We start from the raw sequence: 26,572 nt of genomic DNA, 5'->3' as shown, positions 1-26,572 counted from the left end.
GCCTAGAGCAGCCACTCGATCGGCAGCCAGCCCAGGAAGCTGGCCCACGCGCGGCGCACGGCGCTGGTCTGCGGCGCGCCGGCGTGGCGCACCTCGCCGGCTTGGGTGCGCTCGATCCAGACCATCTCCTGGGTGTCGGGATCGAGCCGCACCTCGTACGCGCGCAATGGAATCTCGTTCCTGAACCCCTCGCTCAGGCGGGCCGCGAACACGGGACTTTCGAGCAGCAGGCCGCATTCGGTATTGAGCCGGGCCGAACGCGGATCGAGGTTGAAGGAGCCGACGAAGATGCGGCGGCGATCCACCGCGAAGGTCTTCGCATGCAGGCTCGCTCCCGAACTGCCCCCCAGCCTGCGGCGCTCCCCTGGCTCTCGGACGTGCTCCACGGCCGAAGGCTTGAGCTCGAACAGGCGCACGCCGCCGCGCAGCAGATCGCGCCGGTAGCGCGCATAGCCCGAGTAGGTGGGCGTGACGTCGGTCGAGGCCAGCGAGTTGGTCAGCACGCTCACCTGCACGCCGCGCGCGGCGATGGCGACGAGCGCGTCGGTGCCCTGGCGCGTCGGCACGAAGTAGGGCGAGACCAGCAGCAGTTCCTGCCTTGGCGTGCCCAGGCTTTCCTGCAGGTGCGGCAGCATCTGCAGTTCGCCCGGCGGATGCAGCACCTTGGCCGGGTCGTCGGCGATCAGCCGGGCGGCGACCCATTCCAGCTGCCCGCCGGCGAGCATGCGCGGAATCGAGACGCTGCCGCGCACCGCTTCGACGTAGGCCTTGGCTTCGGGACTGTCCTGCAAGGCGGCCCACGCAGTCGCGGCGTCGCGCCCCGAACCGGCGGGCACGGCCGGGACCAGCGACGCCAGCGGATAAGTGACCGTGCTGTTCCAGTAGCTGTCGAAGCTGGCCGAGACGTCGGCCACGACGGCGCCGGTGGCGACGACGTCGAGGTCCGCGAACTCGACGTCGACCTGGGCGCCCAGGTACTCGTCGCCGATGTTGCGGCCCCCCAGCACCGCGGCCTGGTTGTCGGCGATGAACATCTTGTTGTGCATGCGCCGGTTGACGCGCGCGAAGTCGCCGGCGAAATCGCCGACGCGGAAGCTGCGGTTGGCGAAGGGATTGAACAGGCGCACCTCGATGTTGGGGTGCGCATCCAGTTCGGCGAGGAAAGTGTCGAGGCCGCCGGTGTTGGCGTCGTCCAGCAGCATGCGCACGCGCACGCCGCGCTCCGCCGCCTGCCACACCGCGTGCGCCATCAGGCGCCCGCTGACGTCCTTGCGCCAGATGTAGTACTGCACGTCGAGCGTGCGCTCCGCGGCCTCGGCGAGCAGCGCCCGCGCGGCAAACGCGTCGCGGCCATCGCGCAGCGGATGCGCGCCGGTGAGGCCGGGATGCGCGGCCACCAGCGGCGCGAGCGAACGGCCCAGGCTGGTGGTGGCGGCGGTGTCGGGCAAGGCGTGGCTGGGCATGCGTTCGACGGGAGCGGGCAAGGAGGCACAGCCCGTGAGGAGGGCCAGCACCAGACCTCCTGCGGCGATGCGGAGGGCGGCGGACAAGGAAGCTCCTTCCGTGCGGTCGAAGGGAGCTGCCACTCTAGGGCGGCCCGCCCGCCATGCACATGGGACCAACGGCCCACATGGCGGCGCCGCTCAGTCCTTGTCTTCCAGCCGGCGGTTGATCCAGAGGGCGACCAGCGTGCCGACCGCCCCGGACAGCAGGTACAGGCTCACGTAGCCGAGGCCGAGGTAGGCCGAGAGGCTGAGCGCCACGAAGGGCGCGAAGCCCGCGCCAATGAGCCAGGCGACGTCCGATGTGAGCGCGGCGCCGGTGTAGCGGTAGCGCGGCTCGAAGTTGGCCGCGAGCGCGCCGGCGACCTGGCCATAGGAGAGGCCCAGCAGCGTGAACCCCAGCACGATGAAGACCGCGTGGCCGACGTCGCCGCCGTTCAAGAGCGTCGGCACGAAGCCGCTGAAAGCCGCGATGGCGGCGGCGAACACCGCCACCGTGTTGCGGCGTCCCAGCCGGTCGGCGATCAAACCCGAGGCAATGATGCCGCCGATGCCGAAGAAGGCGGCGACGGTCTGGAAGGCCAGGAACTGGGCGATGGACTCCTGCGTGAACAACGCGATCATCGCCAGCGGGTACACCGTGACCACGTGGAACAGCGCGTAGCTCGCCAGCGCCCCGAAGCCGCCGAGTACCACGTTGATGCCCTGCGAGCGCAGCAGCTCGCCGGCGGGCGAGGGATCGAGCTCCCTTTCCTCCAGCAGGTCCGCGTATTCGTTGGTGACCACGAGGCGCAGCCGCGCGAACAAGGCCACGACGTTGATGGCGAAGGCGCAGAAGAAGGGATAGCGCCAGCCCCAGTCGAGGAAGTCCTCGCGCGACAGGGTGCCGTACAGCAGCAGGTACAGGCCACTGGCGATGATGAAGCCGACCGGCGCCCCCAGCTGGCCGAGCATCGCGTACCAGCCCCGCTTGCGCTTCGGCGCGCTCAGCGCCAGCAGCGAGGGCAGGCCGTCCCAGGCGCCGCCCAGCGCGATGCCCTGGCCGATGCGCAGACCCGCCAGCAGGAAGATCGCGGTCGGCCCAAGCACGGCATGCCCGGGCAGGAAGGAAATGCCGGCCGTGGAGGACCCGAGCAGGAACAGGGCCAGCGTCAGCTTGGTGTAGCGGCCCCAGCGGCGCTGGATGTCCATGAACAGCACCGTGCCGAAGGGTCGGGCGATGAAGGCCAGCGCGAACAGGGCGAAGGAGGCGAGCGTGCCGCGCAGGGGCGTCTCGAAGGGGAAGAAGATCGCCGGGAACACCAGCACCGAGGCGATGCCGTAGACGAAGTAGTCGAAATACTCGGAGGTGCGGCCGATCACCACGCCCACGGCGATGTCGCCGGGCGACACTTCGGCCGGATGCGAAGACACCTGGCGTGCGTCGCTTTCGAGGGCCCCGGAGTCGGCGGTGGACATGGACTTGGCCTCAGGGAAGCCGGCGCGCCTGCTCGGGCGTGACCGGCATGGTGTTGGTCTTCAGGTGGTACATGATCCACAGCGAGCCGCTCAAGGTGATGACCAGCAGCACCAGCGTGAAGATCAGCGACATCCAGGCCCAGCCGCCCTCGGCCTTGGACGTCATGTGCAGGAAGAACACCATGTGCACGTAGATCTGCACCATGGCCAGGCCCAGGATCACGAAGGTGGTCATGGTGGGGTTGGGCAGCACCTTGCCCATCACCAGCCAGAAGGGGATGGCCGTCAGGATCACCGACAGCACGAAGCCGGTGACGTAGCCGCGCACCGTGACGTGCAGCGTGTCGTGGTCTTCCTCGTCGTGCTCGTGTTGCCGGTCGAGTGCCTGGTCGCTCATCGCAGCACCCCCATGAGGTAGACGAAGGTGAAGACGCCGATCCAGACCACGTCCAGGAAGTGCCAGAACATCGACAGGCACATCAGGCGCCGCCGGTTCGCCACCACCAGGCCGTGCTTGCGCACCTGCACCATCAGCGTGGCCAGCCAGAGGATGCCCACGCTCACGTGCAGGCCGTGCGTGCCGACCAGCGCGAAGAAGGCGGAGAGGAAGCCGCTGCGCTGCGGGCCGTAGCCTTCGTGCAGCAGGTGGCTGAATTCGTACAGCTCGATGCCGACGAAGCCCGCCCCGAGCAGGCCGGTCAGCGCCAGCCAGGCCAGCGTGGCGTTGCGCTGCTTGCGCTGCATGGCGATGACCGCGAAACCGTAGGTGATCGACGACAGCAGCAGCAGCGAGGTATTGAGCGCCACCAGCGGCAGCTCGAAGATCTCGGCGCCGGTGGGCCCGCCCGCATAGTTGCGCCCCAGCACGCCGTAGCAGGCGAACAGGCAGGCGAACAGCAGGCAGTCGCTCATCAGGTAGAGCCAGAAGCCGAGCAGCGTCGGCTGCTCCGGGTGGTGCGTCCCGGTGTCGTAGAAGCGCAGGGTGTCGGTGGCGGTGTCAGCCATGGCGGGCCAGCAGCTCGGTGCGCGCGTTCTCCACGCGCACGACGTCGTCGGCGCTCAGGTGGAAATCGCGTTCGTAGTTGAAGGTGTGGACGATGGCGGTGACGACCAGGGCGGCCAGCGCCGCCGCGGCCAGCAGCCACATGTGCCAGATCAGGGCGAAGCCGAGCGCCGCGCTCAGCATGGCCAGGATGAAGCCGGCGCTCGTGTTCTTCGGCATGTGGATCGGGATGAACCCTTCCACCGGCCGCGCGTAGCCGCGCTTCTTCATGTCGTACCAGGCATCGCCCTCATGCACGATCGGCGTGAAGGCGAAGTTGTACGGCGGCGGCGGCGAGGACGTGGACCATTCCAGCGTGCGGCCGTTCCAGGGATCGCCCGTGGTGTCGCGCAACTGCTCGCGCCGGCGGAAGCTCACCCACAGCTGCAGCAGGAAGGCGCCTATGCCCAGCGCGATCAAGCCGGCACCCAGCGCCGCCAGCAGGAACCAGGGGCGCAGCGACACGTCGTCGATGTGCTGCAGCCGGCGCGTCACGCCCTTGAGCCCCAGCACGTACAGCGGCATGAAGGCCACGTAGAAGCCCACCGTCCACAGCCAGAACGACCACTTGCCCCAGTACGGATCGAGCTTGTAGCCGAAGGCCTTGGGGAACCAGTAGGTGATGCCGGCAAACAGCCCGAACAGCACGCCGCCGATGATCACGTTGTGGAAATGCGCGACGAGGAACAGGCTGTTGTGCAGCACGAAGTCCGCCGGCGGCACCGCCAGCAGCACGCCCGTCATGCCGCCGACCACGAAGGTGACCATGAAGCTCACCGTCCACATCATCGGCACCTCGAAGTGGATGCGGCCGCGGTACATGGTGAACAGCCAGTTGAAGATCTTGGCGCCGGTCGGGATCGAGATGATCATCGTGGTGATGCCGAAGAACGAGTTCACGCTGGCGCCCGAGCCCATGGTGAAGAAGTGGTGCAGCCACACGAGGTACGACAGGATGGTGATCACCATCGTGGCGTAGACCATGGAGGCATAGCCGAACAGGCGCTTGCCGCTGAAGGTGGACACCACCTCGGAGAAGATGCCGAAGGCCGGCAGGATCAGGATGTACACCTCCGGATGGCCCCAGATCCAGATCAGGTTGACGTACATCATCGCGTTGCCGCCCAGCTCGCTGGTGAAGAAGTGCGTTCCCACGTAGCGGTCCAGGGACAGCAGGGCGAGCGCGGCGGTCAGCACCGGGAAGGCGGCGACGATGAGGATGTTCGCGCACAGCGTGGTCCAGGTGAAGATCGGCATCTTCATCATGCCCATGCCGGGCGCGCGCATCTTGACGATGGTCGCGATCAGGTTGATGCCCGAGAGCGTGGTGCCCACGCCCGCCACCTGCAGCGACCAGATGTAGTAATCCACCCCCACGTCGGGGCTGTGGATGATCCCCGAGAGCGGTGGATAGGCAAGCCACCCGGTGCGCGCGAACTCGCCGACGAACAGCGAGGCCATGACCAGGCCGGCGCCGGAGGCCGTCATCCAGAAGCTGAAGTTGTTGAGGAAGGGGAAGGCGACGTCGCGCGCGCCGATCTGCAGCGGCATCGCGAAGTTCATGAGTCCCGTCACGAGCGGCATCGCGACGAAGAAGATCATGATCACGCCGTGCGCCGTGAAGACCTGGTCGTAGTGGTGCGGCGGCAGGTAGCCGGCCTGCTCGCCGAACGCGATCGCCTGCTGCGCGCGCATCATGATGGCGTCGGAGAAGCCGCGCAGCAGCATCACCAGCCCCAGGATCACGTACATGATCCCGATCTTCTTGTGGTCGATGCTGGTGATCCAGTCGCGCCACAGCGGCCCCCAGAGCCTGAACTTCGTGATGGCGCCCAGGACGGCGATGCCGCCGATCACGACGGCGATGAAGGTCGCGATCAGGATCGGCTCGTGCAGCGGCAGCGCCTCCCAGCTGAGGCGGCCGAAAAGAAGCTTGGCGAGGCCGGTGTTCTCGGACATGGGCGTCATTTCCGCTCGGGCCAGGGCAGGGAGGCGACGGTCGCGGCGTCGGCCGCGGTGCAGATCAGCCCCTCGGGCGGCGTCCCCGGCCGCCAGTTCGCCGCCACCGCGGCGCGCCGCTCGTCGGCCGCCATCTGCGTGTGCAGGCACTGGGTGCCCGGCGCCACGCAGCGGTTGACGACCGCGTCGAACAATCCCGGTGCAACGGATGCGTAGAAGCGCGCCGGCTCGCGCTGGCTGGGGCGCTCGAGCTGCAGGTAGGTGTCGCGTGCGAGAGCCTGTCCGCTCGCCCTCGCCTTCTGCACCCAGGCCTCGAAATCGGCGGCGGCGAGGCCGTGGAACATGAAGTGCATGTCGGAGAAGCCGGCGCCGCTGTAGTTGGCGGAGATGCCCTGGTACACGCCGGGCTGGTTGATGACGGCGTGCAGCTTGGTCTCCATGGTCGGCATCGCGTAGATCTGGCCGGCCAGCGCCGGGATGTAGAAGGAGTTCATCACCGAGGCCGACGTGATGCTGAAGCGCACCGGCACGTCGACCGGCGCGGCCAGCTCGTTGACGGTGGCAATGCCCAGCTTCGGGTAGATGAACAGCCACTTCCAGTCCAGGGCCACCACCTGCACGTCGATCGGCTCGACCTGGGCGGCCGCGGCCTTGGCGTCCAGCGGGCGGTAAGGATTGAGCGTGTGCGTGCCGATCCAGGTGATGGCGCCCAGGGCGATGATGATGAGCAGCGGCGCCGACCAGATGACCAGTTCCAGCTGGATCGAGTGGTCCCAGTCGGGCTCGTAGGGCGCGTCGGTGTTGGAGGCGCGGTAGCGCCAGGCGAACAGCAGCGTGAGGGCGATCACCGGCACGATGATCAGCAGCATCAGCAGCGTGGAGATGACCAGCAGCCGCGCCTCCTGGGCGGCGATATGGCCGGCCGGGTCGAGCACCACCATGCTGCAGCCCGACAGCAGCGCCGCGCAGGGAATCGCAAGCAGTTTCTTCATCCGGATGAGCTCGTGTCGGCCCCTGAACGAACGCGCTGAGGCTGCGCGGACCGCCCGCAGCGGGACCATTGGACCTTGGTCCCATCCGGGCCGGGCACATCATGCCGCAAAGTGGCGTCCAGAGGGAAATCCCATGACCACCCACGCAGCAGAAGCCTTCGTCCCGGCCGTGGCCGAGGCGCCCCTGGACCGGCAGCGCCTGTTCGTCCGCTACTTCACGGGGATCCTGATCGACCTCGTGGTGCTGAACCTCTTTGCCGAATATTCGGACAAGGTGTTCGTCGACACCTTCACCACCTCGCTGTTCGCCGCCGTGGTGCTGCAGCTCCTGCTGCAGGGCACGATCGCCGTCGAGCACCGGGTGATGGAGTACTTCAGCGACCGGGTTGGGACGGCCGCGAAATTCCTGAAGTACTTCTGCGCCTGGCTCGTTCTGTTCGGATCCAAGTTCGTGATCCTCGAAGCGCTGGCCTTCCTGTTCGAGAAGGACCTGCAGTTCCACGGCATCTGGCACGGGCTGATCACGCTGATCGTCGTCATCGTGGTCATGCTGGCGGCGGAGGAAGCCGTGGTCCGCCTCTACCGCGCGCTGGGCCGCAGGAGCTGAAGCGGGGCGCCTATGCCGTCAGTAGAGCACGCGTACCGTGATTTCGTCGCCATAGATTCCCGCCGGCGGGCGCTGGCCGGCCGGGATGCGGCCGAAGACCGGCACGGTCTGCAGCGCGCCGTTGGTGGGCACCTCGAGCGTGTCGACCCCGGGCGTGTCGCCCCAGGTGATGCTGCGCCCGGCGTCTTGGTACAGGCCGTAATCGAGGCGATCGGCGCCGCTGGCCGAGAGCATCTGGCGCAGCGTGGTGCTCGCGCCCGGCGCGGTGCCGGCGTCGAGCGCCAGCTCCGCCACCATGCCAGGCGCGCACAGCAACTGGATGGTCGACTGCGCGAATGCCGGTGCGGCCGAGGCCGCGTTGTAGGCGCCGAAACTCAGGTCGGAGGCACTGATCTCGCACGAGCCCGCGAGCTCCAGGCGCACCTGCATGCCGGTGGTGGCGATGAAGGTCTGGACGATGGGCAGGGCCGGCCCGCAGGCCAGGGCGCTGGCTGCCGCCAGCAGCCAGCGCGTGTTCCAGGTGGAGGTGCCCCTTGCCATTTCGCGATGCTACTGCTCCTGCGGGAGCCCTGGAGACCCGGATGAACGAGCGGCGACTTGCAGTCTTCGTCATGCTGGCGGTGCTGCCCTGGACGCAGGCACCGGCGCAGCAAAGCACGAGCACCACGTTCCGGGTCTCGGCCCGCGTCAATGCGGTCTGCGAGATCACGGCCAGCAACCTCGGCTTCGGCGTCTACAACGCGCAGGCCGGCAGCCCGCTGCTCGGGACCACGCTGCTGCGCGCGACCTGCACGCCGAACTCCAGCTACCAGATCGGGCTGAACGAGGGCACATCGCCGGGCGCGACGGTGAACCAGCGCCGCATGGTGTCGGCCTCGACGAGCGTCCTCAACTACCAGCTCTATTCCGACTCGGCGCGCAGCAGCATCTGGGGCAACACGCCCGGCACCGACACGGTGACCGGCGTCGGCACCGGCCTGCCGCAGGACCACACCGTGTTCGGCGCAATCCCCACGGCGCAGGTCGTGCCGGCCGAGGAGTACGCCGACACCATCACCGTGCGCATCTACTACTAGGAGGCCAGCCATGCTGCGCGCCATTTGCCTGTGGGCCCTGCTTGCCGCCGCCGGCGCCGCGCACGCGGGTGGTTTCGCGATCGTGCCGCTGCGCGTGGAGCTGGGTGCGAACCGGGCGTCCTCGCTCACGGTCACCAATACCGACGAAGCCAAGACCTTCGAGGTGCGCGTGGTGAGCTGGAAGCAGCAAAACCGCGTGGACAGCTACGAGCCGACCAACGACCTGCTGGTGGCGCCCGCCACCTTCCGCCTGGAAAAGGGCGCGGCGCAGGTCGTGCGCGTGCAGCTCAATCGCCCGCTCGACGCCACCGAACATCCTTACCGCATCTTCATCGACGAGGTGCCGCCGGCCCGCGAGATCCAGGCCAACACGCTGAAGACCGTGGTGTCGATGGCGGTGCCGGTCTTCGTGGCGCCGGCCGCGGGGCGCGTGGCCAAGGGCGAGGCCGCGCTTTCGGTGGCGCTGGTGCAGGACGTGCTGAAGGTCGAACTGCGCAACACCGGCAAGGCCAACATCAAGCTGAAGGAATGGGTGCTGAGTTCCGCCCAGGCCGGCGACCTCCTCAAGGTGCCCTCCGCGGCCTACCTGCTGGTGGGCAACACCCTCAGCGGCGACTACCCGCTGAAGATCCAGGCCGACGGGCCGCTGAAGGTACGCGTGCGCACGGACCACGGCACCTTCATGGCGGACGTCAAGCGCTGAAGCCGTGTGTATCCGGCACGTGCGCTGGCGGTGGCCGTCCTCGCCGCCCCCCTGCTTGCGGCGCATGCGCAGGCGCCGCCGTGCCAGGCCGGCGTCGCGCGCGCATCCACGCTGGCGCCGCTGCTCCTCCAACCCACGGTCAATGGCGAGGAGCGCGAAGGGATCGCGGCGCGCTACGTGCCGCCGGCGGGACCGCTCTACATCGCCGAGGCGGAACTCCAGCGCTGGGGCATCGCAACTTCTTCGATCGAATGGCACCCGATCGCCGCCACGCGCTGGCTGTGCGTCGAAAGCCTCCGTCTGCGCTACGCACTCGATCCGGCCACGCTGACGCTGAAGCTCGACTTCCCGCCCGCCATGCACCTGGGCACGCACGCATCGTTCGTCGCCGAGGACCGCCTGCCCGTGAGCTACACATCGGGCGGCTTCCTGAACTACGACCTGCGCTTCGACCATGGGGGCGGCACGAGCGCCCTGGGCGCCAGCTGGGAAGTCGGCGCCTTCTCGCGCTGGGGCCTGGCCACTTCCAGCTTCTTCACGGGCAACAACGGCCGCGGCACCACCCGGCTCGACACGGCGCTGCGCCGTGACGACCCGGAGCGCATCACGAGCCTGGTGCTCGGCGACACCATCACCCGTCCCGGCAGCTACGGTGCGGCGCTGCGCATGGGCGGCCTCCAGTACCAGCGCAATTTCGCCAACGCGCCGCTGCTGATCACCTATCCGACGGCGGACGTGGCGGGGACGGCAGTGGTGCCGTCGACGGTCGACATCTACGTCGGCAACGCGAAGGCTTATTCGACGACGGTGCGCCCGGGGCCCTTCTCCGTCAACAGCCTGCCGGTGCCCGTGGGGGCGGGCAATGTGCGGGTGGTCGTGCGCGACGTGTTCGGCCAGGAATCGAGCGCCGTCGTACCCTACGTGCGCTACGACGCGATGCTGCGGCAGGGGCTGCATGACTTCTCGTACGAAGCAGGCCTGCTGCGGCGCGACTACGGCGTGCGCAGCAATGCCTATGGGGATTGGGCCGCGGTGGCCACGCACCGCTACGGTGTCACCGACCGCCTGACGCTGGAGGGGCGCGCGGAAGCCATGGCGGATCGCGCCAACCTGGGCGGCCTGGTGCAGGCGACGGTGCCGCTCCTGGGGCTGGTGGGCGCGGGCGCGGCGGCGAGCCGGGGGTTCGGCCACGCCGGCGCGCTCGGCAAGGTCTTCTTCCAGCGCAACGAGCGCGAATGGAGCGTCGCAGGGGGTGCCGAGCAGCGCAGCCCCGACTACGTGGACATCGGCTTCGAACCGGGGCAGGTGCGCACGCTGGCCGTGCGCCAGTTCTCGGCTTCGGCGCACGTCGGCGAGCGGCACTGGCTGAACCTGCTGGGCCTGCGGACCAAGGACACCTCGGGCGAATTCAACAGCGCAACGGCCGGCTGGACCTTCTCGCTGACGCGCTCGGCCACCCTGTCGGCCAGCTACTCGCGCTTCTGGGGTACGCAGCCGAAGACGCATGTGTTCTCGCTCACGCTGGCGATGCCGCTCGGCGAACGGGATTTCGTGACCGCCTCGGTCGAGCGGCGCAGCGACGCGCCGAAGATGGACGTGCTGCTGGACGTGACGCGCAACCTGCTGGAGACGGACAGCTTCGGCTACCGCGTGCTCGCCGGCCAGCAGTCTGCCGCGCGCCGCCTGGAACTGGGCGCCTACGTGCAGACCGGCGTCGGCCAGTTCGGCGCCGAGGTGGCCGAAGCCTCGGGAAGCCGGGCGGCCCGCGCATTCGCGCGCGGCGGCCTCGCGGTGGCGGCCGGCGAATGGCGCATCTCGCGCTACCTGGACCAGAGCTTCGCGATCGTGAAGGTGGCGGATTTCCCGGGGGTGCGCGTCTACGGCAACGGCCAGCAGGTGGGCGCGACCGACAGCAGCGGCGTGGCCGTGATTCCGCGCTTGTCCGGCTTCCTGCCCAGCACCGTGTCCTTCGAGCCGGAGGACATTCCGCTGGACGGCTCCTTCGCGGACAACACGAAGCGCATCAAGATCGCGAGCCGGATGGGCGCCTTGGTAGACATGGGCGTGGTGCGCAGGATTTCCGCCACGCTGACCCTGGTGGAAGGCGATGGAAAACCGGTGCCCGCCGGCGCGTCGGTGCATGTGGGCGAGGCGAGCGAGTCATTCCCCGTGGCAAGGCGCGGCAAGGTGTACGTGAGCGGTCTGGCGCGCGGCAAGCCGAATGCGCTGCGCGTGCGCATCGGCGAGCGTGGCTGCACCGCGGTGATCGAACTGCCCGCCGACTTCGCGTCGGGCGCGACGCTGGGGAGCTATCCGTGCCGCTAGGCCGATTCATCGCCTGGGGCGCCCTGCTGCCACTGGCGGCCGGCGCTCAACTGGCTGCGAAGCCGCCCACGCCTTGCCCGGCGAAGCCGGCCGAGTGCCATGCGACCACGCCGGTCTACAACTTCGGCCGCCATGAGATGACGGGCGCGACTCCACCCGTCCTGGCCGAGAGCACCGTGGCCGTTACCTGCACGCGCGCGAACGGCCAGGGCTTCACCGTCGACATCCGCTACGAGTTGAAGGCGGAGCCGCCGGACCCGGGCCGCTCGATGCGGGACCGCGAGTTGTCGCAACTGCAATATGACCTGTACGTCGACGCCGGGCGGCGCCAGCATTGGGGCGACGGCAAGAAGGGAACGAAGGCGTTCGAGGGCCGCATCGAGCTGAACGACGCCAACCGCGCCGTGACGGTCACCCACCAGCTCTATGGGACCGTGCACGGGCAACAAGTGGCGGAGCCGGGGCACTGGCTGGGGTACGTCGCGGCCCGGCTGGAGTACACCATCCGGCAGTGCAAGTGACCGGCCGAAGCTCCCGGCCGCCCCGCTTCGTTCATCCTGAGTAGGAGGCCCCGGATACCAACGCTTGCGGGTTTGACGCGGCAAAACGATTTCGCTCTAATGCCCACGACGGTCTCGGAATGCATGCAGCGTTCCGGCCAGGGCCGCCGCAACGAGCTTTCGGCGAGCGAAATCACAGGGGGGCAACCCATGGTCCTGCGATCCTTTGCAGTCCGGCCGTGATGACCGAGGGTTCACCGCTCTACCTCACCTTGCTTCCGCAGCGAGGCGGGCTGGCTGCGTCGCTGACGGACCTCCGCCTGCTGGCGCGGCTTGAAACCGTAGCCACCGAGGAAGCAGCCCTGGTCGACCTGAGGCAGCAGTCGGAGCGCCTCCTGTCCAGCGGCGAGCCGGCCGGACTTCGCGAATTCTCCCGGCAGTTGCTGGCCCACCTGCTGCCCGGAGGAATCGCTGCCTTCCTGCGCGATGCGCCGCCGGGCATGTTCACCCTCCAGCTCGATGCAACCCTCGCGTGGGCGCCCTGGGAACTGCTGCCGGTCGGCGAGGACTCCCTCGGGGAGAAGTTCCAGCTGGTGCGGCGCATCGTGGCCGATGCCGCGCCGGTGCAGGCGGCGCGCCATGGGCCCAACCGCGGGACGCTGAAGGTGCTGGTCGTCTCCGGCAGCGAGGCGGCAGCGCCGGCGTTGGCGCGCCTCAACGCCGGCCTGCGCAGCATGGCGGGCATCGCGGTGAGTGTCGTGCAGGCCGGCGCCCTGCCTCGGGAGGAACTGCTGCGGCTGATCGGCGCCAACGACGTGCTGCACTTCGTCGGGCCGGTGGACGGCCGGCCGGCGCCCACCGGCTCGGTGCTGTGGTGGTGGGCAGGGGAGCCGCTGGACATCAGCTCCATCGGCCTGCTGGCGTCCGCGCCGCAACTGTTGGTCTCGCAGGACCTCTCGCTTGCCGCGGGCGCGAACGGCAATGCGAATCGCGCCATCGCGCTGGGCGCCTGCAGGTTCGGCTTGAACGTGCTCACCTGCGGGCCCGTGGCCGATGCGCCGGGCCCTGACTTCGCGCTGGACTTGTATGCCGCGCTGGTGCGGGGCGCCTCCACCGCCGAAGCAGTGCGCTCGGCGCGCAGCGCGTTCCGGCGCAATGCGGGCATGGCCGCACTGGCGGCGCTGCGTCCCGAACTCTATGGCGACGGCGCGGTGGTGCTGAACGAACGCCGCGCCGCCGTGGAAGACAACCTGCGCCAGGTGACGATCCTGTCGATCGACCTGGCGGGCTCGACCCGGCTGATGGGCGTGCTGGGCGCGGAAGCCTACAGCGACCTGCTGGCGCAGTACCACCGGCTGTGCCGCGACATCCTCCAGGCGCACGGCGGCGCGCCCGACGACTTCCAGGGCGACGACGGTGCCATGTGCTACTTCGGCACGCCGGTGGCGCGGGAGGATGCCGCTGCCCAGGCCTTGCGCGCCAGCCTGGATCTGCTGGATGCCGTGCAGGCCTTGGGGCTGGGCGTGCGCATGGGCGTTTGCACCGGGCAGGTCGTGGTGCGCGGCGGGCAGCCGGTGGGATCGGCCATCCACCTGGCTGCGCGGTTGCAGTCCATCGCCGCGCCGGGCACCGTGGTGGTCGGCGAAAGCACGCGGCGCATCGTCCGGGACCGGTTCCGCTTCCAGCAGCTGGAACAGCGGACGCTGCTGAAGGGTTTCGACGAACAGCAGACGTGCCACCGCCTGCTCGGGCCGGCCCTGCCCGGTTCGCCGGACTCCGCCGCCGCGCCCGAAGTGCCGGCCGTCACGCCTTTCATCGGGCGCCGCGAAGAATTGCAGACGCTGCTGGCGCACTGGGCGGAAGTGAAGGCGGGGTCGCTGCGCATCGTCCGGCTCCTCGGCGAGGCGGGCATCGGCAAGTCGCGCCTGGTCCGCGAGTTCAAGCAGATCCTGGTCGACGGCGGCCACGAGGTCTTCGAGAGCCGCTGCGCGCCCGAGCACGCCAACAGCGCGTTTCACCCCCTGATCGAATCGTTGCGCAACGAGTTGCGGCTGGGCGCGGGCGAAAGCGCCGACGCCGTCCTCGCCCGCCTGCAAAAGGTGGTGTCGGCCGCCGGCAAGCTCGACGAAGGCGCTGCCGCCCTGCTCGCCGACCTGCTCTCGCTGCCCATGCCCCAGCGCCACCCCGTTCTGGACCAGAGCGCGGAGCGGCGCCGCCAGCTCACGGTCGACCTGCTGGTGGCCCTGGCGCAGCAACGCCTGCGCACCGCGGCGGGATGCTGGATCGTCGAAGACATCCACTGGCTGGATCCGTCGACCGCGGAAATCCTCGACCGGCTGGCCGGCGCGGCGCGGGCGATGCCGCTCCTCATCCTGGTCACGGTGCGCTCGGACGACGAAATCCGGTGGCGCCCGCGCCTCGCGGTGTACGAGGCGGAACTGCTTGGCCTGTCGCCCGAATTGTCGAGAGCCATGGTGCTGAGCGCTTGCGGGGACAGGCGGCTGCCGGTTGAAATGGTGCAGATGATCGCGGCGCGCGCCGACGGGGTGCCGCTCTTCATCGAGGAGTCCACCCGCATGGTGGTCGACCTGGGCGCGGACGGCGAGCACGCCGATTCAGGCGCGATGCGAGTCCCCACCACCGTGCTGGACCTGCTCACGGCGAGGCTCGACCGGCTGGGACCGGCCAAGCAGGTCGCGCAGGTCGGCGCGACGATAGGCCGCGAGTTCCCGCTTTCCCTGCTGCAGTCCGTTCTGCGGCACCCGGGATCCCCCATCGGGGCGCAGGAGCTTGCCGTGCCGCTGGCCGAGCTGGCGCGCGCGGGCATGCTGCTGGCCAAGGATGACGGCGACAGCGGCGGCGCGAGCTTCACCTTCCGGCATGCGCTGATGCGCGACGCGGCGTACGGCTCGCTGCTGGAACGCGACCGGCTGCGCCTGCACCAGGTGATCGCGAACGTCATCAGCGAGAGCTTCGGCGACCTCGTCAACCGGCAGCCCGAACTGCTGGCCTTCCACTACACCGAAGCCGGCATGGACGCGGACGCCTTGCGCTGCTGGGAGGCGGCCGTGCGCAAGGCCGCCTCGCGCTCGGCCCACGCGGAAGCCATCGGGCACGTCAACAGCGCGCTCGCCGTCCTCGCGCGGATGCCGAGCGGGGAGGACCAGTGCCGGCTCGAGCTGCGCCTGCAACTGCTGCTGGCGGCGCGGCTGATCGCCACCCGCGGCTACGGCGCGGAGCGGGTCGAACGGGCTTATGCACGCGCCATGGAACTGGCGCAGTTGCTGGGGGATGAAAGCGCCGTCATGCGGGTACTGCTCGGCCTGGAGGGCTACCACTTCATGCGGGCGGACTTCGAGAAGGCGCGCTCGTACGTGCTCGATGCAGCGGCCCGGGCAGGCAGCACGGCGGGCGCGATCCAGCGTGTCCAGACCCTGTGGGCCCTTGCCAACATCAAGATGCACCAGGGCGAGATGATGCAGGCGGTGCAGGAGATGGACGCCTGCCGTGCCGAGTACATGCTCCTGGAACACAAGCCGCAGGCCGTGCAGGACCCGGGAGTGATGTGCCTTTGCTATTCGGCCTGGTCGCTCTGGGAGCTCGGGTTTCCGGACGAGGCGCGCCAGCGGGTGCAGGCCGTGGTGGCGCACGCCGAACAGATCCGCCACACCTTCAGCATCGGTGAGGCGTACGGTTTCCGCGCGGCGGTCCTGCACTTCCGCGGCGAGGACCGCGAGGCGCTGGAGTCGGCGGAGCAGGCGATCAAGGTTTGCGAGGAAAACGGGTTCGCCGTGTGGCTGGCGCACGCCCGCGTGATGCGCGGCCGGGCGGCGGCGGCCCTCGGAGACGTCAAGGCGGGCGTGGAGGAGATGCGGCAAGGCTACGAGATGTGGGCCGCATCCGGCGCCGTCGTGACCACGCCTTTCTACCTGACGATGCGCGCCGAGGGCCTCGCGCTCGATCACCGGCCCGAAGACGGTCTCGCCCTGCTGGAGCAGGCGCTGGCGATCGTCGAGCGGACCGGGGAGCGCTATTACGAAGCCGAGATCCGCCGCCTGATCGGCCGCCTGACGTGGCAGAGCGCGGCACGCGCCGGACTCGAGCGCCGCGCCGAAGCCGAGGACTGGATGCTGCAGGCGCTGGAGAACGCCCGCGCGCGCAAGCTGGCGTCGCTGGCCCTGCGCGCGGCGACCGACTTGTCCGACCTCTGGCACGCGGACGGTCGCAGCAGCAAGGCGCTGGCGATGCTGGAACCCGCCTGTGCCGCGATCGAAGGCGGCGCGGGCACGGGCGACCTCGTGGCCGCGCGGGAAAGGCTCGCGTTCCTGCGGGCGGCCGGCTAGCACCGCGACCTGGAGGAACCATGACAACGACGCGTCTCGGCAGCATCCGCACCGAACTCAATCCCCTGCGGCAGAACCACCTGCTGTTCACGGCGCTGCGGGACGATGCAGAACGTGCGGCGCTCTACGGGGAGCTCCGCGCCCGGTCGTTCCCGGCGCTGCGGTTCAAGAGCCTGCTGCGCCACGGAAGCAATCCGCTGCGCTGGTGGCACGAGGACGCGTATCTCGTGACGTCCGGGAAGGACATCGCGGCGGCCTTGCAGCAAGGCAGCGTGAAGCCCTATGCCGGGCTGGACAGCGGTGGGCGCTTCATGCTCGGCATGGACGAGAAGCGCCCGCATGCCGCGCAGCGGGCTACCGCGCGATCGGCGCTGGGGCTCAAGGATTCCCAGGTCGCGGAATGCGTGGAACAGGCCCTGATCCGCACCATGGTGTTGCCGCAGAAGACCTTCGAGTTCGACCTGGTCAAGGACGTCGCCGAGCAGGCGGCGCTGCGCCTGATGACGCTGGTCTTCGGCCTGCCTGCCAAGTCGCAGGTGCTGCTGCAGAAGGCGATGCGCGCAACCTACACCCGCCTGACGTTCCAGATCATCGGGCGGCATTTCGTGTCCGACGATGGCCAGATGCCGCCGGACGCCGAGAAGGCGGTGGACCTCAAGGCGCGGCTGGAAGAACAGGTGTACCGCGCCGCGTCGAAAGCGGACAAGGACGAGTGGTGGGACGAAGCCCTCCAGCACCCGCGTGCACTCCCTTGCCTTGCCGACGCGTACGGAGCCGGCAACGAGCTCACGAAGATCGTGTCGCTCGGGCTGATCGCCGGCACGGTCGGCAACGTCACTTCGGCGGTCGCCAACGTCTTCGCCCATTTCTTCGCGACGAGCGACCAGGACGGATTGCTCATCGACACCGCGCAGGACGCCGCGCGCTACGACGTCCCGCAGCTGCAGGCCATGATTCGCCAGGCGATGCAGTGCCGTCCCCCTGCGCCCTTCCTGGCGCGTGCGGCGGCGAAGGGCACGGTGCTCACCGGTTGGGGCGGCGAACCTTGTCCCGTGCCTGAAGGCGCCAACCTGGTGCTGGCGCTGGGTGCGGACACACCGGTGGACATGAACCTGATGTTCGGCGGCGCGGTGGACGACCCGGCCTATCGCCACAGTTGCATCGGCCAGCACCTGGCCTGGCCCTTGATCGACGAGACCGTGCGGCAGGTCCTGCTGCTGCCGGGCCTGGGCCGCGTCATCGATCCCGCAACCGCCGAGCCCAAGCCGCTGGTCAAGCGCTGGGGCGCCATCTGCGAGGAGTTCCCGCTGCGTTACCAGCGGGATCGCCGCTCCAACCAGCAGCCGCTGTTCCTGGTGCTGCCGATCAAGGAGCCGGTGGCGGAGAACGCCTTCAAGCTGGAAGCGCTGACTCGCGCCGGCGCCCCGCTGGTCCAGCGCGCGCTGGACGATGCGCGCAACGTGCACTTCGCCTGGTTCGGGCTGGACAAGGACAAGCGGAACCTGACGATGTACACGGTCTACGACGGCGATTTCGAAGCCTATGTGGAGCACTTCGCGCTGAAGGTGCCGCTGTTCGACGAGCAGTTCAAGTACCTCAAGGATCCGCCGCCGTCGCCGGTCAAGGATCACCCGAAGGAGTTCGTCGACATGATCCGCAGGCACAACCATGCGCCTCTCGCCGATTTCTTCTACAGCGCGTATCCGCGTGTCGGCGTGGCCGACATCCTCAACGCCGGGCTGGAGAGGCCATGAGCAAGGAACCGACAGCCGAGGACCTCGAAGAGGAAGTCCAGGGGCTGGCGCTCACGGGCTACAGCAACCCGATGATGCGCAGCCTGGTGCTGCGGGTGCAGGAGCGGGACGCCGCCCGGAAATTCGTCCGCAGCCTGCTGCAACAGGAGCTCGTCGGCTTCGGCACGACCGAGCGCGTGGCCAAGGGCCTGGCCTGCAAGATCAACATCGGCTTCACCTATGAGGGCCTGCAGGCGCTGGGCGCGCCGGCGGACCTCCTCCAGGTGCTGAAGGACAAATCCCCCGCATTCGGCGAAGGCGCCATCCTGCGGGCGGCACGCCTCGGCGACGCCGGCCCCAGTGCGCCTGAACGCTGGGGTGCGGTGTTCCAGCGCAGCAACGCGCATGCATGGATCTCCATCCACGCCGACGACCCAAAGAGCATCGACGCGGCGGTGGGCTGCTTGCAAAGCCTCCCCGGCGCCACGGGCCTTGCCGGCTGGGCCGCTGGCGAAGGCGCGGTTCCGGAGGGCGTGCACATGCGGGACCAGGGAGACCCTCCGGAAGTGCGGCGCGTGCACTTCGGCCTCCGCGACAACATCACCAAGCCGGGCATCCTCCCGCCTCGCCTTCCGGAGGACCCTCGCCACCAGCCCGGTGAACTGCTGCTCGGCTACCCGAACGACGCGCAGGCCGATCTCTGGACCGCGGAGCCCACGCCAACGCACATCGCGGCTTTCCTTCGCAACGGCAGCTTCGGCGTTCTGAGGCAGATGTGGCAGGACGTGGCGGGCTTCGAGACCTACCTGCAGAAACAGTCGGATGCCCTGAACGACCTCGGGCACGTCTTCGCCAGCCCGCAATACCTGAAGGCCAAGCTGTCCGGCCGCTGGCCGAACGGCATGCCGGTGCGGCCGTTCGCGACCAAGCAGCCGGCCGCCACGGCCCCCCTCGAGAAAATCGATTTCGCCGCGGACCTGCGCGGGTTGGGGTGCCCTTTCGGCGCGCACATCCGGCGCGCCAATCCGCGAACCGACAAGCTGCTGCCCGACCGCAAACGGGCGCTCTTCCGGCGCGGCATCCCTTACGGCCCGCCCTACCCCGCCTATCCCGCGGAGGCAAAGAGCATCGACCGGGGACTGCTCGGGGTGTTCTTCTGCGGCCGCATCGAAGACCAGTTCGAGCAGCTCATCACCGAATGGCTGGAGAAGAACCCCCTGGGGCCGCCCAATCGCGGCTGGTCGAAGGATCCGATCTCGAGCCAGCACGACGACCCGAAAGCGGAGTTCCACATCCCTCAACTGAACGCCGACCCCATCGTGCTCAAGGGGTTCCGGCCCTTCGTTCGCACGCGCGGCATGCTCTACGCGCTCTTTCCGAGCCGGCGCGGCCTGGCGGCGATCGCTTCCGACGATTACTGGGGCCGCGCATGAACGACCCGATGGACACCCCGGGCGACCGCTTCTGCGACATCGTGATGGAAGGCGGCATCACCAGCGGCATCATCTACGCGTCGGCGGTGGCCGAGATGGCGGGGCATTACCGGTTCAAGAGCATCGGCGGAAGCTCCATCGGCGCCTTCGCCGCGGCGCTGACGGCCGCCGCCGAATACCGGCGCCGCCAAGGCTACGGCGACGGCTTCACGAAGCTGGAGAACTTGCCCGAAGAGCTGGCCAAGGAAGAAGGCGGCCGCACGCGGCTGGAACGTTGCTTCGTGCCGCAGCCCGCGACGCGGCGGCCGTTCAAGGTCTTCCTCGCGACTCTGGACCGCAGCGGTCCGGTGACCTGCTTCCTGTTCGGACTGCTGGAAGCGCTGCGGCAGTACGTGGTGTTCATCCTGGCCGCGGTGCTGGTGCTCGCGGGGATCAACGCGGGCTTGTTCATCGTCGCGCCGGTGTTCGCGCTGGGGGTCGCGGTCTTCCTGGGCATGGCCGTCGGCATCGCGTGGGATTTCGGGCATGGCGTGGTGCCGAACGGCTTCGGCCTTTGCCGCGGCTGGGACCGGGAGGCAAAGAACGATTCGACGGACCTCGCGGCCTACCTGCATGGCTCGATCCAGCTGGTCGCCGGCCGCGATCCCAAGGACGATCCTCCGCTCACCTTCCGCGATCTCTGGGAGGCGCCGGGCGCGCCCAGCCAGGTGCTCGGCCTGCCGCAGCGGCGTGGCGAACGCTCGATCGACCTCGAGGTGTATGCGAGCAACCTGACCCACGGCCGCCCCTACCGCTTTCCGCTCGAGGGCTCGGAAGACATGGGCCGGCTGTTCTTCCGCGTCGACGAACTGGAGAACTACTTTCCCAAGGGCATCGTCGATTACGTCGCAGCGTTCTCCAAACCGTACGAGGCGCGCAGCGAAGCCGACCCGCCGGCGTGGCGGATACCGAGCGTGTACCGGGAACTGCCGGTCGAGGATCTGCCGATCGTCGTTGCCGCGCGCTTCGCCATGAGCTTTCCCCTGCTGATCTCCGCGGTTCCCCTGTATGCGGTCAACCACGAACGGCAAACCATGGAGCGCTGCTGGATCTCCGATGGCGGGCTGTGCTCCAACTTCCCCATCCACCTCTTCGACAGCTTCCTGCCGATGTGGCCGACGTTCGGCATCTCGCTCAATACACGCTCCGCGGACGATCCGCGGCGGGTGGTGCTGCCCCAGTTCCACACCAGCGGCCGCGGCGAAAGCTGGGACTTCGGGCCCGACGAATCGTTCTGGAAGCTGGGCGCCTTCCTCGTGAGCCTGTGGAAGACCACCTGGCGCTGGAACGACAGCACGATGATGCGGATGCCGGGGGTGCGCGACCGGGTGGTGCGCATCTACCTCGCCAACGGGGAAGGCGGCGTCAACATCCGCATGCGCGCGGACAAGATCCGCTTGCTGGGCACGACCTACGGAGCGCCTGCCGGCCAGGCCTTCGTCCGCAAGTTCGCGGCCGCCGGCAGCGCGGGGTGGGAGGAGCACCGCTGGGTCCGCTTCAACTGCCTCGCGATCTCGATGCGGGATCGCCTGCGCAACTTCCGCCGCGCCGTTGCGCTGGACCGCCATGCGACGCCGCTGCGCACCCAGATCTCGGATGCGCTCCTTGCGCCGCCCTTGCGCCGGCCCGGCAGGCGCCAGGATCGAACCTGGCCGTCGGAGCAGAAGCTCACGCAAGCCCAGGTGGACGAGCTGCAACAGCTCGTGATTGCGCTCTGCATCCTGGAATACGGCTTCGAGCCGACGGGCGCGGAGGAAGCCTATCGGGCCATTCCCCGCGCGAGCCTGCGCATGCGACATCCGACCTGAGCGAGCCCGGATGGGACCTTGGTCCCATCGGGCGCACATGCATCCTGGCGCACAGTGGGGGCCCTTGACGAGGAAAGGCCGTCATGGAGCAAGTGCACGCCCTCGATCCCCACGACGCCGCGGGCCTGCCCGCGGGCAACTTCTCGCTGGTGCTCGGCGGGCCGCTCTACCAGCTGCTGCGGCGGGCCCACCTCTGCGACGACACGCTGCACCATGTGCGCAAGCGCATCCTCGTGATCGCGCTGCTCGCCTGGTTGCCGCTGGCGGTGCTCGCCGGACTCGAAGGCCGGCTGCTGCCGGGCACGGTGAACGTGTCCTTCCTGCAGGACGTGGAGGTGCACGTGCGCTTCCTGCTGGCACTGCCGATGCTGGTGGCGGCGGAGCTGCTGGTGCACACCCGCATGGGGCGCATCGCGCGCAGCTTCCTGGAGCGCGACCTGATTCCCGCGAGCCACAGCAAGCAGTTCCTGGCCAGCATCGAGTCCGCGGCGCGGCTGCGCAATTCGATTCCTGCGGAACTGCTGCTCGTGGCCCTGGTGTACGGCGTCGGGGTCCTGCTCGTGTGGCGGCAGTTCGTGGCCCTGCCGACCGACAGCTGGTATGCGCTGGTCTCGCCGGAGGGCTCGCACCTCACGCTGGCGGGCACCTGGTACGGCTACGTCAGCCTGCCCTTGTTCCAGTTCCTGCTGCTGCGCTGGTACTTCCGCATCTTCATCTGGGCCCGCTTCCTGTGGCAGGTGACGCGCATTCCGCTGGCCGTGGTGCCCACCCATCCGGACCGCCTGGGCGGCCTGGGTTTCCTGTCGCAGACCGTGTACGCCTTCTCCCTGGTGGTCGTCGCCCACGGGACGGTGCTCGCCGGCCAGCTGGCCAGCCGCATCCTGTACACGGGGGCGAAGCTGACGGATTTCAAGGCGGAGCTCGCGGTGATGGCGGCTTTCATGGCCTTGCTGGTCTTCGGTCCGCTGCTGGCCGTCGCTCCGCAATTGGCCGAGGCGCGGCGCACCGGCCTGCGCGAGTACGGCTCGCTCGCGCAACGCTACGTGCGCGCGTTCGACGCGAAGTGGCTGCGCGGTGCGGCACCTGCCGACGAACCCCTGGTGGGTACCGCCGACATCCAGTCACTGGCCGACCTCGACGGGAGCTATACGGTGGTGAAGGAGATGCGCCTGGTGCCCATCACCCGTGCCGCGGTGCTGCAACTGGCGGCGGCGCTGCTGGTGCCGCTGACCCCGCTGCTGCTGACGATCATGCCGTTGGAGGAGTTGCTCAAGCTGCTGGCGGGGATCCTGTTCTAGGGCTGGCGGAACTCTTCGCACTTCCTGGCGAACTCGGGAGTGCGCTGGAACGCGGGGTTCGCACAGGCTGCGCGGGCAGCGTCGTAGCAAGCCTTTGCTGCGACGGCTTCATCCTCCTTCGATTGCCGCTTGAGGCCCGGAATCACGAAGGGACGAAAACTCTTGCCGCATTCGCCGCTGATGGCGGGGTTGCGCTGCGTGCGCGCGAGCTCGGTCACGAGGTCCCAGGCGCGATAGGCGACTTCGAAGCTGGGCGCTTCGGCGTGGGCCATCGTCGCCACGCAGGCAACTACGAGAGCGAATGCTGCGCGCATTCCGGTGCCTTCAGACGCCCGAATCCTTGAACGCGTCGATGGCCGCCTTCGCGTCCTCGAGCGCGTCCTCTTCCAGCTTCTTGCTGCCCCAGCGCGGCTTGCCGACATAGCTGGTGATGGCGCTCACGCGCTTCACCACCTTGCCGCCGGTGCGGATGGTGTAGTTGCCGTGCCGGTCGGACTCGACTTCGTAGGACGGGCCGGCGCCGGCCTTGCCGGCATAAGTGATCTTCATGGTGCAACGCCAGTCGGCGGAATGAAAAACGCCCCAGGCCGGAAGGGTCCTGGGGCGTTGAATTTGGTGGCCTGGGGCGGAATCGAACCACCGACACGCGGATTTTCAATCCGCTGCTCTACCAACTGAGCTACCGGGCCGTGAGAGGGAAGATTATAGCAGGGCGCGGGAGCACCCTCCGCGGCCTCAGGCCGTCGACGCGCTGCTGCGCTTGCCGCGCGACAGGTCCACGCCCAGCTGCTTCAGCTTGCGGTAAAGATGGGTGCGCTCCAGGCCGGTCTTCTCGGCCACGCGTGTCATCGAGCCGCCTTCCTTGGCCAGATGGAACTCGAAGTAGCACTTCTCGAATTCGTCGCGGGCGTCGCGCAGCGGCTTGTCCAGCTCGAACATCTGGCGCGCCTGCGGGCCCATTTCCACGGCAGCGGGAATGGCCTGGCCGCCGGTCATGGCGGCTTCGACGGTGAGTTCCACCACCGGCATCATCGGCACCACGCCGGCCATGCCCGGCTTGCGCGGGGGCGCGGCCGCGGCGCTGCCGGGGGCGTTGCGCGAGAGGCCGGCTTCCACCGCCTTCAGCAGCTTCTGCATGGTGATCGGCTTTTCCAGGAAGGAGTGCGCGCCGATCTTGGTGGCCTCCACCGCGGTCTCGATGGTGGCGTGGCCGCTCATCATGACCACCGGCATCGTGAGCAGGCTGGTGGTCGCCCACTCCTTCAGCAGCGTGACGCCGTCGGTGTCGGGCATCCAGATGTCCAGCAGCACGAGGTCGGGCCGCATGCGCTGGCGCGCGGCACGGGCTTGCGCCGCGTTCTCGGCGAGTTCTACGGTGTGGCCCTCGTCGTTGAGGATTTCGGACAACAGGTCCCGGATTCCCAGTTCGTCGTCCACCACAAGAATGTTTGCCATCAGTCCTCGATCAAGGCGTTGTTAACTCGCAACTCCAAATGATAACGACACTTGGGCCCCTTGGATCACACCCTCAGCCAGCCGATTCTTTAGATCGATGCGGGCGCCATGCTCATCCGCGATTTTTTTCACGACCGCCAGCCCCAGCCCGGTGCCTTTCGGCTTGGTGGTCACGTAGGGCTCGAAGGCGCGCTTGAGGATGTGCTCCGGAAAACCGTGGCCGCTGTCCTGGACGATCAGCCGCACCCGCTTGGCCGGCTCGTTCCACTGGGTGCGCACCACCACCTCGCCGCCGCCCCGCCCTTCGGTGGCGTCCTGGGCGTTCTGGAGCAGGTTGTGGATCACCTGGCGCAGCTGCTGGCCGTCGCCCAGCACGCGCGGCGCGGCCGGATCCAGCTCCATGCGCACGGGCACCTGGGCCGCGCCCCGGGTGGCGTCGCCCTCGCGCGCGTAGAGCGCCAGCACGTCGCTCACCAGGGCATTCAGGTCGACCGGCTTCAGTTCGGCGGCCGGCAGACGGGCGTAGTCGCGGAATTCGTTGACCAGCCGCTTCATCGATTCGACCTGGTCGACGATGGTGTGGACCGACTTGGTGACGATCGCCTGTTCGGTGGCCTGCAGCTTGCCGGCCAGCTTCATTTCCATGCGCTCGGCCGACAGCTGGATCGGCGTCAGGGGGTTCTTGATCTCGTGCGCCAGCCGCCGCGCGACCTCGCCCCAGGCCTGCGCCCGCTGCGCCGAAACGATTTCGGAAATGTCGTCGAATACCAACAGGCGCGAGCCGCCGGGCATCTCGGCGCCGCGCGCCACCAGCGTCACGATGTTGGCCTGGGCCTCGCCGATGTGGGCGGTGTTGAGCTCGAAGGACTGCTGCCAGTGGTCGGCGCCCTGCTCCGCCCCTTCCTTCGCGCGCTCGTTGAAGAAGTCGTCGAAGCGCTGCTGCACCGCCGTGCCGAAGGCTTCGAGGCCGACGATGCTGGCCAGCGGCTTGGCCTGGTAATCCTCCAGCGCCACCCGCAGGATGCGCGCCGCGCCCGGGTTGGAGGTCTGGATGCGGCCCTTGGCATCGAGCACCACCACGCCGGCGGTCAGGTTGTCCAGGATGGTCTGCAGGTTGCGCCGCGCCGCATTGACCTGGCCCATGCTCTTCTCGACGGCGCCGCGGGCGTCGGCCAGCTGCTGCGTCATGTCGGCGAAGGCGCGGGTCAGGCCGCCGAGTTCGTCCTTGCCCTGCAAGGCCGGCTTCGGCGACAGGTCGCCCGCCGCCACTTCGCTCACGCCGGCGGCCAGCAGCAGCAGCGGCCGGGCCAGCTGGTTGCCCAGGAGGATCGCCAGCAGCACCGCGCCGAACACCGCGAGGAACAGGCTCAAGGTCAGCGTGCCGATGTACATGCGGCGCAAGCCGTCGCGGCCCAGGGCCCGCTCCTGGTACTCGCGGTTTGCCTCCTGTACCGCGATCAGGTTGGCCACCAGCGTCGGCGGGATGACGATGGTGGCCTGCAGGTAGCGCGGCTCCGCCAGCAGGCCCAGGCTGGGCTGCGGCACGATCGCCAGCGCTTTGATGCGCGCGTTGTTGATGGCAGACTGCGGATCGTCGAAGCCTTCGATGATGGTCAGCCCGCGCTGGCCGCGGGTCGTGCGCAGTTGCTGCGCGCTCGGCCGCTCCGGCCGCAGCTGGAAGCGCGACTGACCGGCGCTGGCGATCATCTGGCCGGTGCCGCCCCACAGCACCACGTCGATGGCGCCCAGCTGGTCGCGCAGCTTCTCCAGCACCAGGCCGGCCGACGCGTCGGGCGTCTCCGCAAGCTGGTTGGCGGCGCCGCGCGTCTTGTTGCCGAAGTCGTTGGCCAGCGTGTCGAGCGTGGCGCGCCCGAGGTTCAGGCCCGAATCGAGCGCGCCTTCCACCTTCACGTCGAACCAGGTCTCGATGGAGCGCGAGACGAACTGGTAGGACACGACGTAGATCAGGACGCCGGGCACCAGCCCCACCAGCGCGAAGATGGCGGCCAGCTTCACCAGCAGGCGGCTGCCGAACTTGCCGCGCCGCAGGCGGCTGGCCAGGCGGACGAACACCCACAGGATCACCGCCAGCAGCGCGCCGGCCACCACCATGTTCAGCGCGAACAGGCGGCCGTAGTTCTGCTCGTACAGCTCGCGGTTGTTGGTGGCCTGCGTCAGCAGGAACATCAGCACGATGCCGATGGCCACCACCACGGTGACCGCCACCGCCAGCGCCCAGCGCCAGGCGCGCGTTCCCTGCACCAGCTTGCGCGGCGGGCCTTCGGGTGGGCGCGGCAGG

21 protein-coding genes and 1 tRNA gene are annotated in these 26,572 nt (G+C 68.8%); 10 read left to right on the top strand and 12 right to left on the bottom strand.

Annotated features, from left to right (window positions below; translation table 11 throughout):
• Window positions 1–2: 2 nt before the first annotated feature.
• From LZ009_RS21940 to cyoA, 6 genes are all read right to left on the bottom strand, one after another.
• A complete protein-coding gene (locus LZ009_RS21940) occupies window positions 3–1,550 on the bottom strand; it encodes a phospholipase D family protein (protein WP_275700121.1) in 1,548 nt (515 codons plus the stop codon).
• A gap of 93 nt (window positions 1,551–1,643) precedes the next feature.
• Window positions 1,644–2,960: an MFS transporter gene (locus tag LZ009_RS21935; protein WP_275700120.1), complete on the bottom strand. Its 1,317-nt coding sequence runs from the start codon at window positions 2,958–2,960 to the stop codon at window positions 1,644–1,646.
• A 10-nt stretch (window positions 2,961–2,970) separates the two neighbouring features.
• Window positions 2,971–3,357: a cytochrome o ubiquinol oxidase subunit IV gene (cyoD, locus tag LZ009_RS21930; RefSeq protein ID WP_275700119.1), complete on the bottom strand. Its 387-nt coding sequence runs from the start codon at window positions 3,355–3,357 to the stop codon at window positions 2,971–2,973.
• Entirely contained in the window at window positions 3,354–3,965 is a 612-nt protein-coding gene (cyoC, locus tag LZ009_RS21925) for a cytochrome o ubiquinol oxidase subunit III (RefSeq protein ID WP_275700118.1), read from the bottom strand. The genes cyoD and cyoC overlap by 4 nt, the downstream gene beginning before the upstream one ends.
• The gene (cyoB, locus tag LZ009_RS21920; RefSeq protein ID WP_275700117.1) at window positions 3,958–5,961 is read right to left on the bottom strand and encodes a cytochrome o ubiquinol oxidase subunit I; all 2,004 of its coding nucleotides are present in this window, start codon (window positions 5,959–5,961) and stop codon (window positions 3,958–3,960) included. Before cyoB ends, cyoC begins: the two co-directional genes overlap by 8 nt.
• Window positions 5,962–5,966: 5 nt before the next feature.
• Window positions 5,967–6,953 (bottom strand): ubiquinol oxidase subunit II, encoded by a 987-nt coding sequence (gene cyoA / locus LZ009_RS21915; protein ID WP_275700116.1) that lies wholly within the window; start codon window positions 6,951–6,953, stop codon window positions 5,967–5,969.
• A gap of 133 nt (window positions 6,954–7,086) precedes the next feature.
• Here cyoA and LZ009_RS21910 point away from each other — a divergent pair, with 133 nt between their 5' ends.
• The gene (locus tag LZ009_RS21910; protein WP_275700115.1) at window positions 7,087–7,560 is read left to right on the top strand and encodes a hypothetical protein; all 474 of its coding nucleotides are present in this window, start codon (window positions 7,087–7,089) and stop codon (window positions 7,558–7,560) included.
• 18 nt (window positions 7,561–7,578) lie between these two features.
• Here the strand turns inward: LZ009_RS21910 and LZ009_RS21905 are convergent, their stop codons facing one another.
• The gene (locus LZ009_RS21905) at window positions 7,579–8,100 is read right to left on the bottom strand and encodes a Csu type fimbrial protein (RefSeq protein WP_275700114.1); all 522 of its coding nucleotides are present in this window, start codon (window positions 8,098–8,100) and stop codon (window positions 7,579–7,581) included.
• A gap of 41 nt (window positions 8,101–8,141) precedes the next feature.
• Between LZ009_RS21905 and LZ009_RS21900 the strand changes: the two genes are divergently transcribed.
• The 9 genes from LZ009_RS21900 (at window position 8,142) to LZ009_RS21860 (ending at window position 22,818) form a co-directional block, all read left to right on the top strand.
• Complete coding sequence (locus LZ009_RS21900; RefSeq protein ID WP_275700113.1) at window positions 8,142–8,636, top strand: Csu type fimbrial protein; 495 nt, start codon at window positions 8,142–8,144, stop codon at window positions 8,634–8,636.
• A gap of 10 nt (window positions 8,637–8,646) precedes the next feature.
• On the top strand, window positions 8,647–9,339 hold the full coding sequence (locus LZ009_RS21895) for a fimbrial biogenesis chaperone (RefSeq protein WP_275700112.1): 693 nt from the start codon (window positions 8,647–8,649) through the stop codon (window positions 9,337–9,339).
• A gap of 6 nt (window positions 9,340–9,345) precedes the next feature.
• Window positions 9,346–11,664, top strand: coding sequence for a fimbria/pilus outer membrane usher protein (locus tag LZ009_RS21890; protein WP_275700111.1), 2,319 nt, complete (start codon window positions 9,346–9,348; stop codon window positions 11,662–11,664).
• Window positions 11,655–12,185 carry a spore coat protein U domain-containing protein gene (locus LZ009_RS21885; RefSeq protein WP_275700110.1) on the top strand — a complete coding sequence of 177 codons (531 nt, stop codon included), beginning with the start codon at window positions 11,655–11,657 and terminating at the stop codon, window positions 12,183–12,185. The genes LZ009_RS21890 and LZ009_RS21885 overlap by 10 nt, the downstream gene beginning before the upstream one ends.
• A gap of 221 nt (window positions 12,186–12,406) precedes the next feature.
• Complete coding sequence (locus tag LZ009_RS21880; protein ID WP_275700109.1) at window positions 12,407–16,507, top strand: AAA family ATPase; 4,101 nt, start codon at window positions 12,407–12,409, stop codon at window positions 16,505–16,507.
• Between the two features lie 20 nt (window positions 16,508–16,527).
• On the top strand, window positions 16,528–18,261 hold the full coding sequence (locus LZ009_RS21875; protein WP_275700108.1) for a cytochrome P450 family protein: 1,734 nt from the start codon (window positions 16,528–16,530) through the stop codon (window positions 18,259–18,261).
• Window positions 18,258–19,673, top strand: coding sequence for a Dyp-type peroxidase (locus tag LZ009_RS21870; protein ID WP_275700107.1), 1,416 nt, complete (start codon window positions 18,258–18,260; stop codon window positions 19,671–19,673). Before LZ009_RS21875 ends, LZ009_RS21870 begins: the two co-directional genes overlap by 4 nt.
• Window positions 19,670–21,520, top strand: coding sequence for a patatin-like phospholipase domain-containing protein (locus LZ009_RS21865; RefSeq protein WP_275700106.1), 1,851 nt, complete (start codon window positions 19,670–19,672; stop codon window positions 21,518–21,520). The genes LZ009_RS21870 and LZ009_RS21865 overlap by 4 nt, the downstream gene beginning before the upstream one ends.
• An 83-nt stretch (window positions 21,521–21,603) precedes the next feature.
• The gene (locus LZ009_RS21860) at window positions 21,604–22,818 is read left to right on the top strand and encodes a hypothetical protein (protein ID WP_275700105.1); all 1,215 of its coding nucleotides are present in this window, start codon (window positions 21,604–21,606) and stop codon (window positions 22,816–22,818) included.
• Here the strand turns inward: LZ009_RS21860 and LZ009_RS21855 are convergent.
• From LZ009_RS21855 to LZ009_RS21835, 5 genes are all read right to left on the bottom strand, one after another.
• Complete coding sequence (locus LZ009_RS21855; protein ID WP_275700104.1) at window positions 22,815–23,132, bottom strand: hypothetical protein; 318 nt, start codon at window positions 23,130–23,132, stop codon at window positions 22,815–22,817. The genes LZ009_RS21860 and LZ009_RS21855 overlap by 4 nt on opposite strands.
• 10 nt (window positions 23,133–23,142) lie before the next feature.
• Window positions 23,143–23,367 carry a hypothetical protein gene (locus tag LZ009_RS21850; RefSeq protein ID WP_275700103.1) on the bottom strand — a complete coding sequence of 75 codons (225 nt, stop codon included), beginning with the start codon at window positions 23,365–23,367 and terminating at the stop codon, window positions 23,143–23,145.
• A 64-nt stretch (window positions 23,368–23,431) separates the two neighbouring features.
• Window positions 23,432–23,507 (bottom strand) — tRNA-Phe (locus tag LZ009_RS21845).
• A 46-nt stretch (window positions 23,508–23,553) separates the two neighbouring features.
• On the bottom strand, window positions 23,554–24,273 hold the full coding sequence (locus tag LZ009_RS21840) for a response regulator (protein WP_275700102.1): 720 nt from the start codon (window positions 24,271–24,273) through the stop codon (window positions 23,554–23,556).
• A gap of 21 nt (window positions 24,274–24,294) precedes the next feature.
• Window positions 24,295–26,571: a sensor histidine kinase gene (locus LZ009_RS21835; RefSeq protein ID WP_283254429.1), complete on the bottom strand. Its 2,277-nt coding sequence runs from the start codon at window positions 26,569–26,571 to the stop codon at window positions 24,295–24,297.
• Window position 26,572 lies beyond the last annotated feature (1 nt).

Source organism: Ramlibacter paludis (genome assembly GCF_022012305.1).
GTDB classification, from domain to species: domain Bacteria; phylum Pseudomonadota; class Gammaproteobacteria; order Burkholderiales; family Burkholderiaceae_C; genus Ramlibacter; species Ramlibacter paludis.
This window is presented reverse-complemented; position numbering and strand designations above follow the sequence as displayed.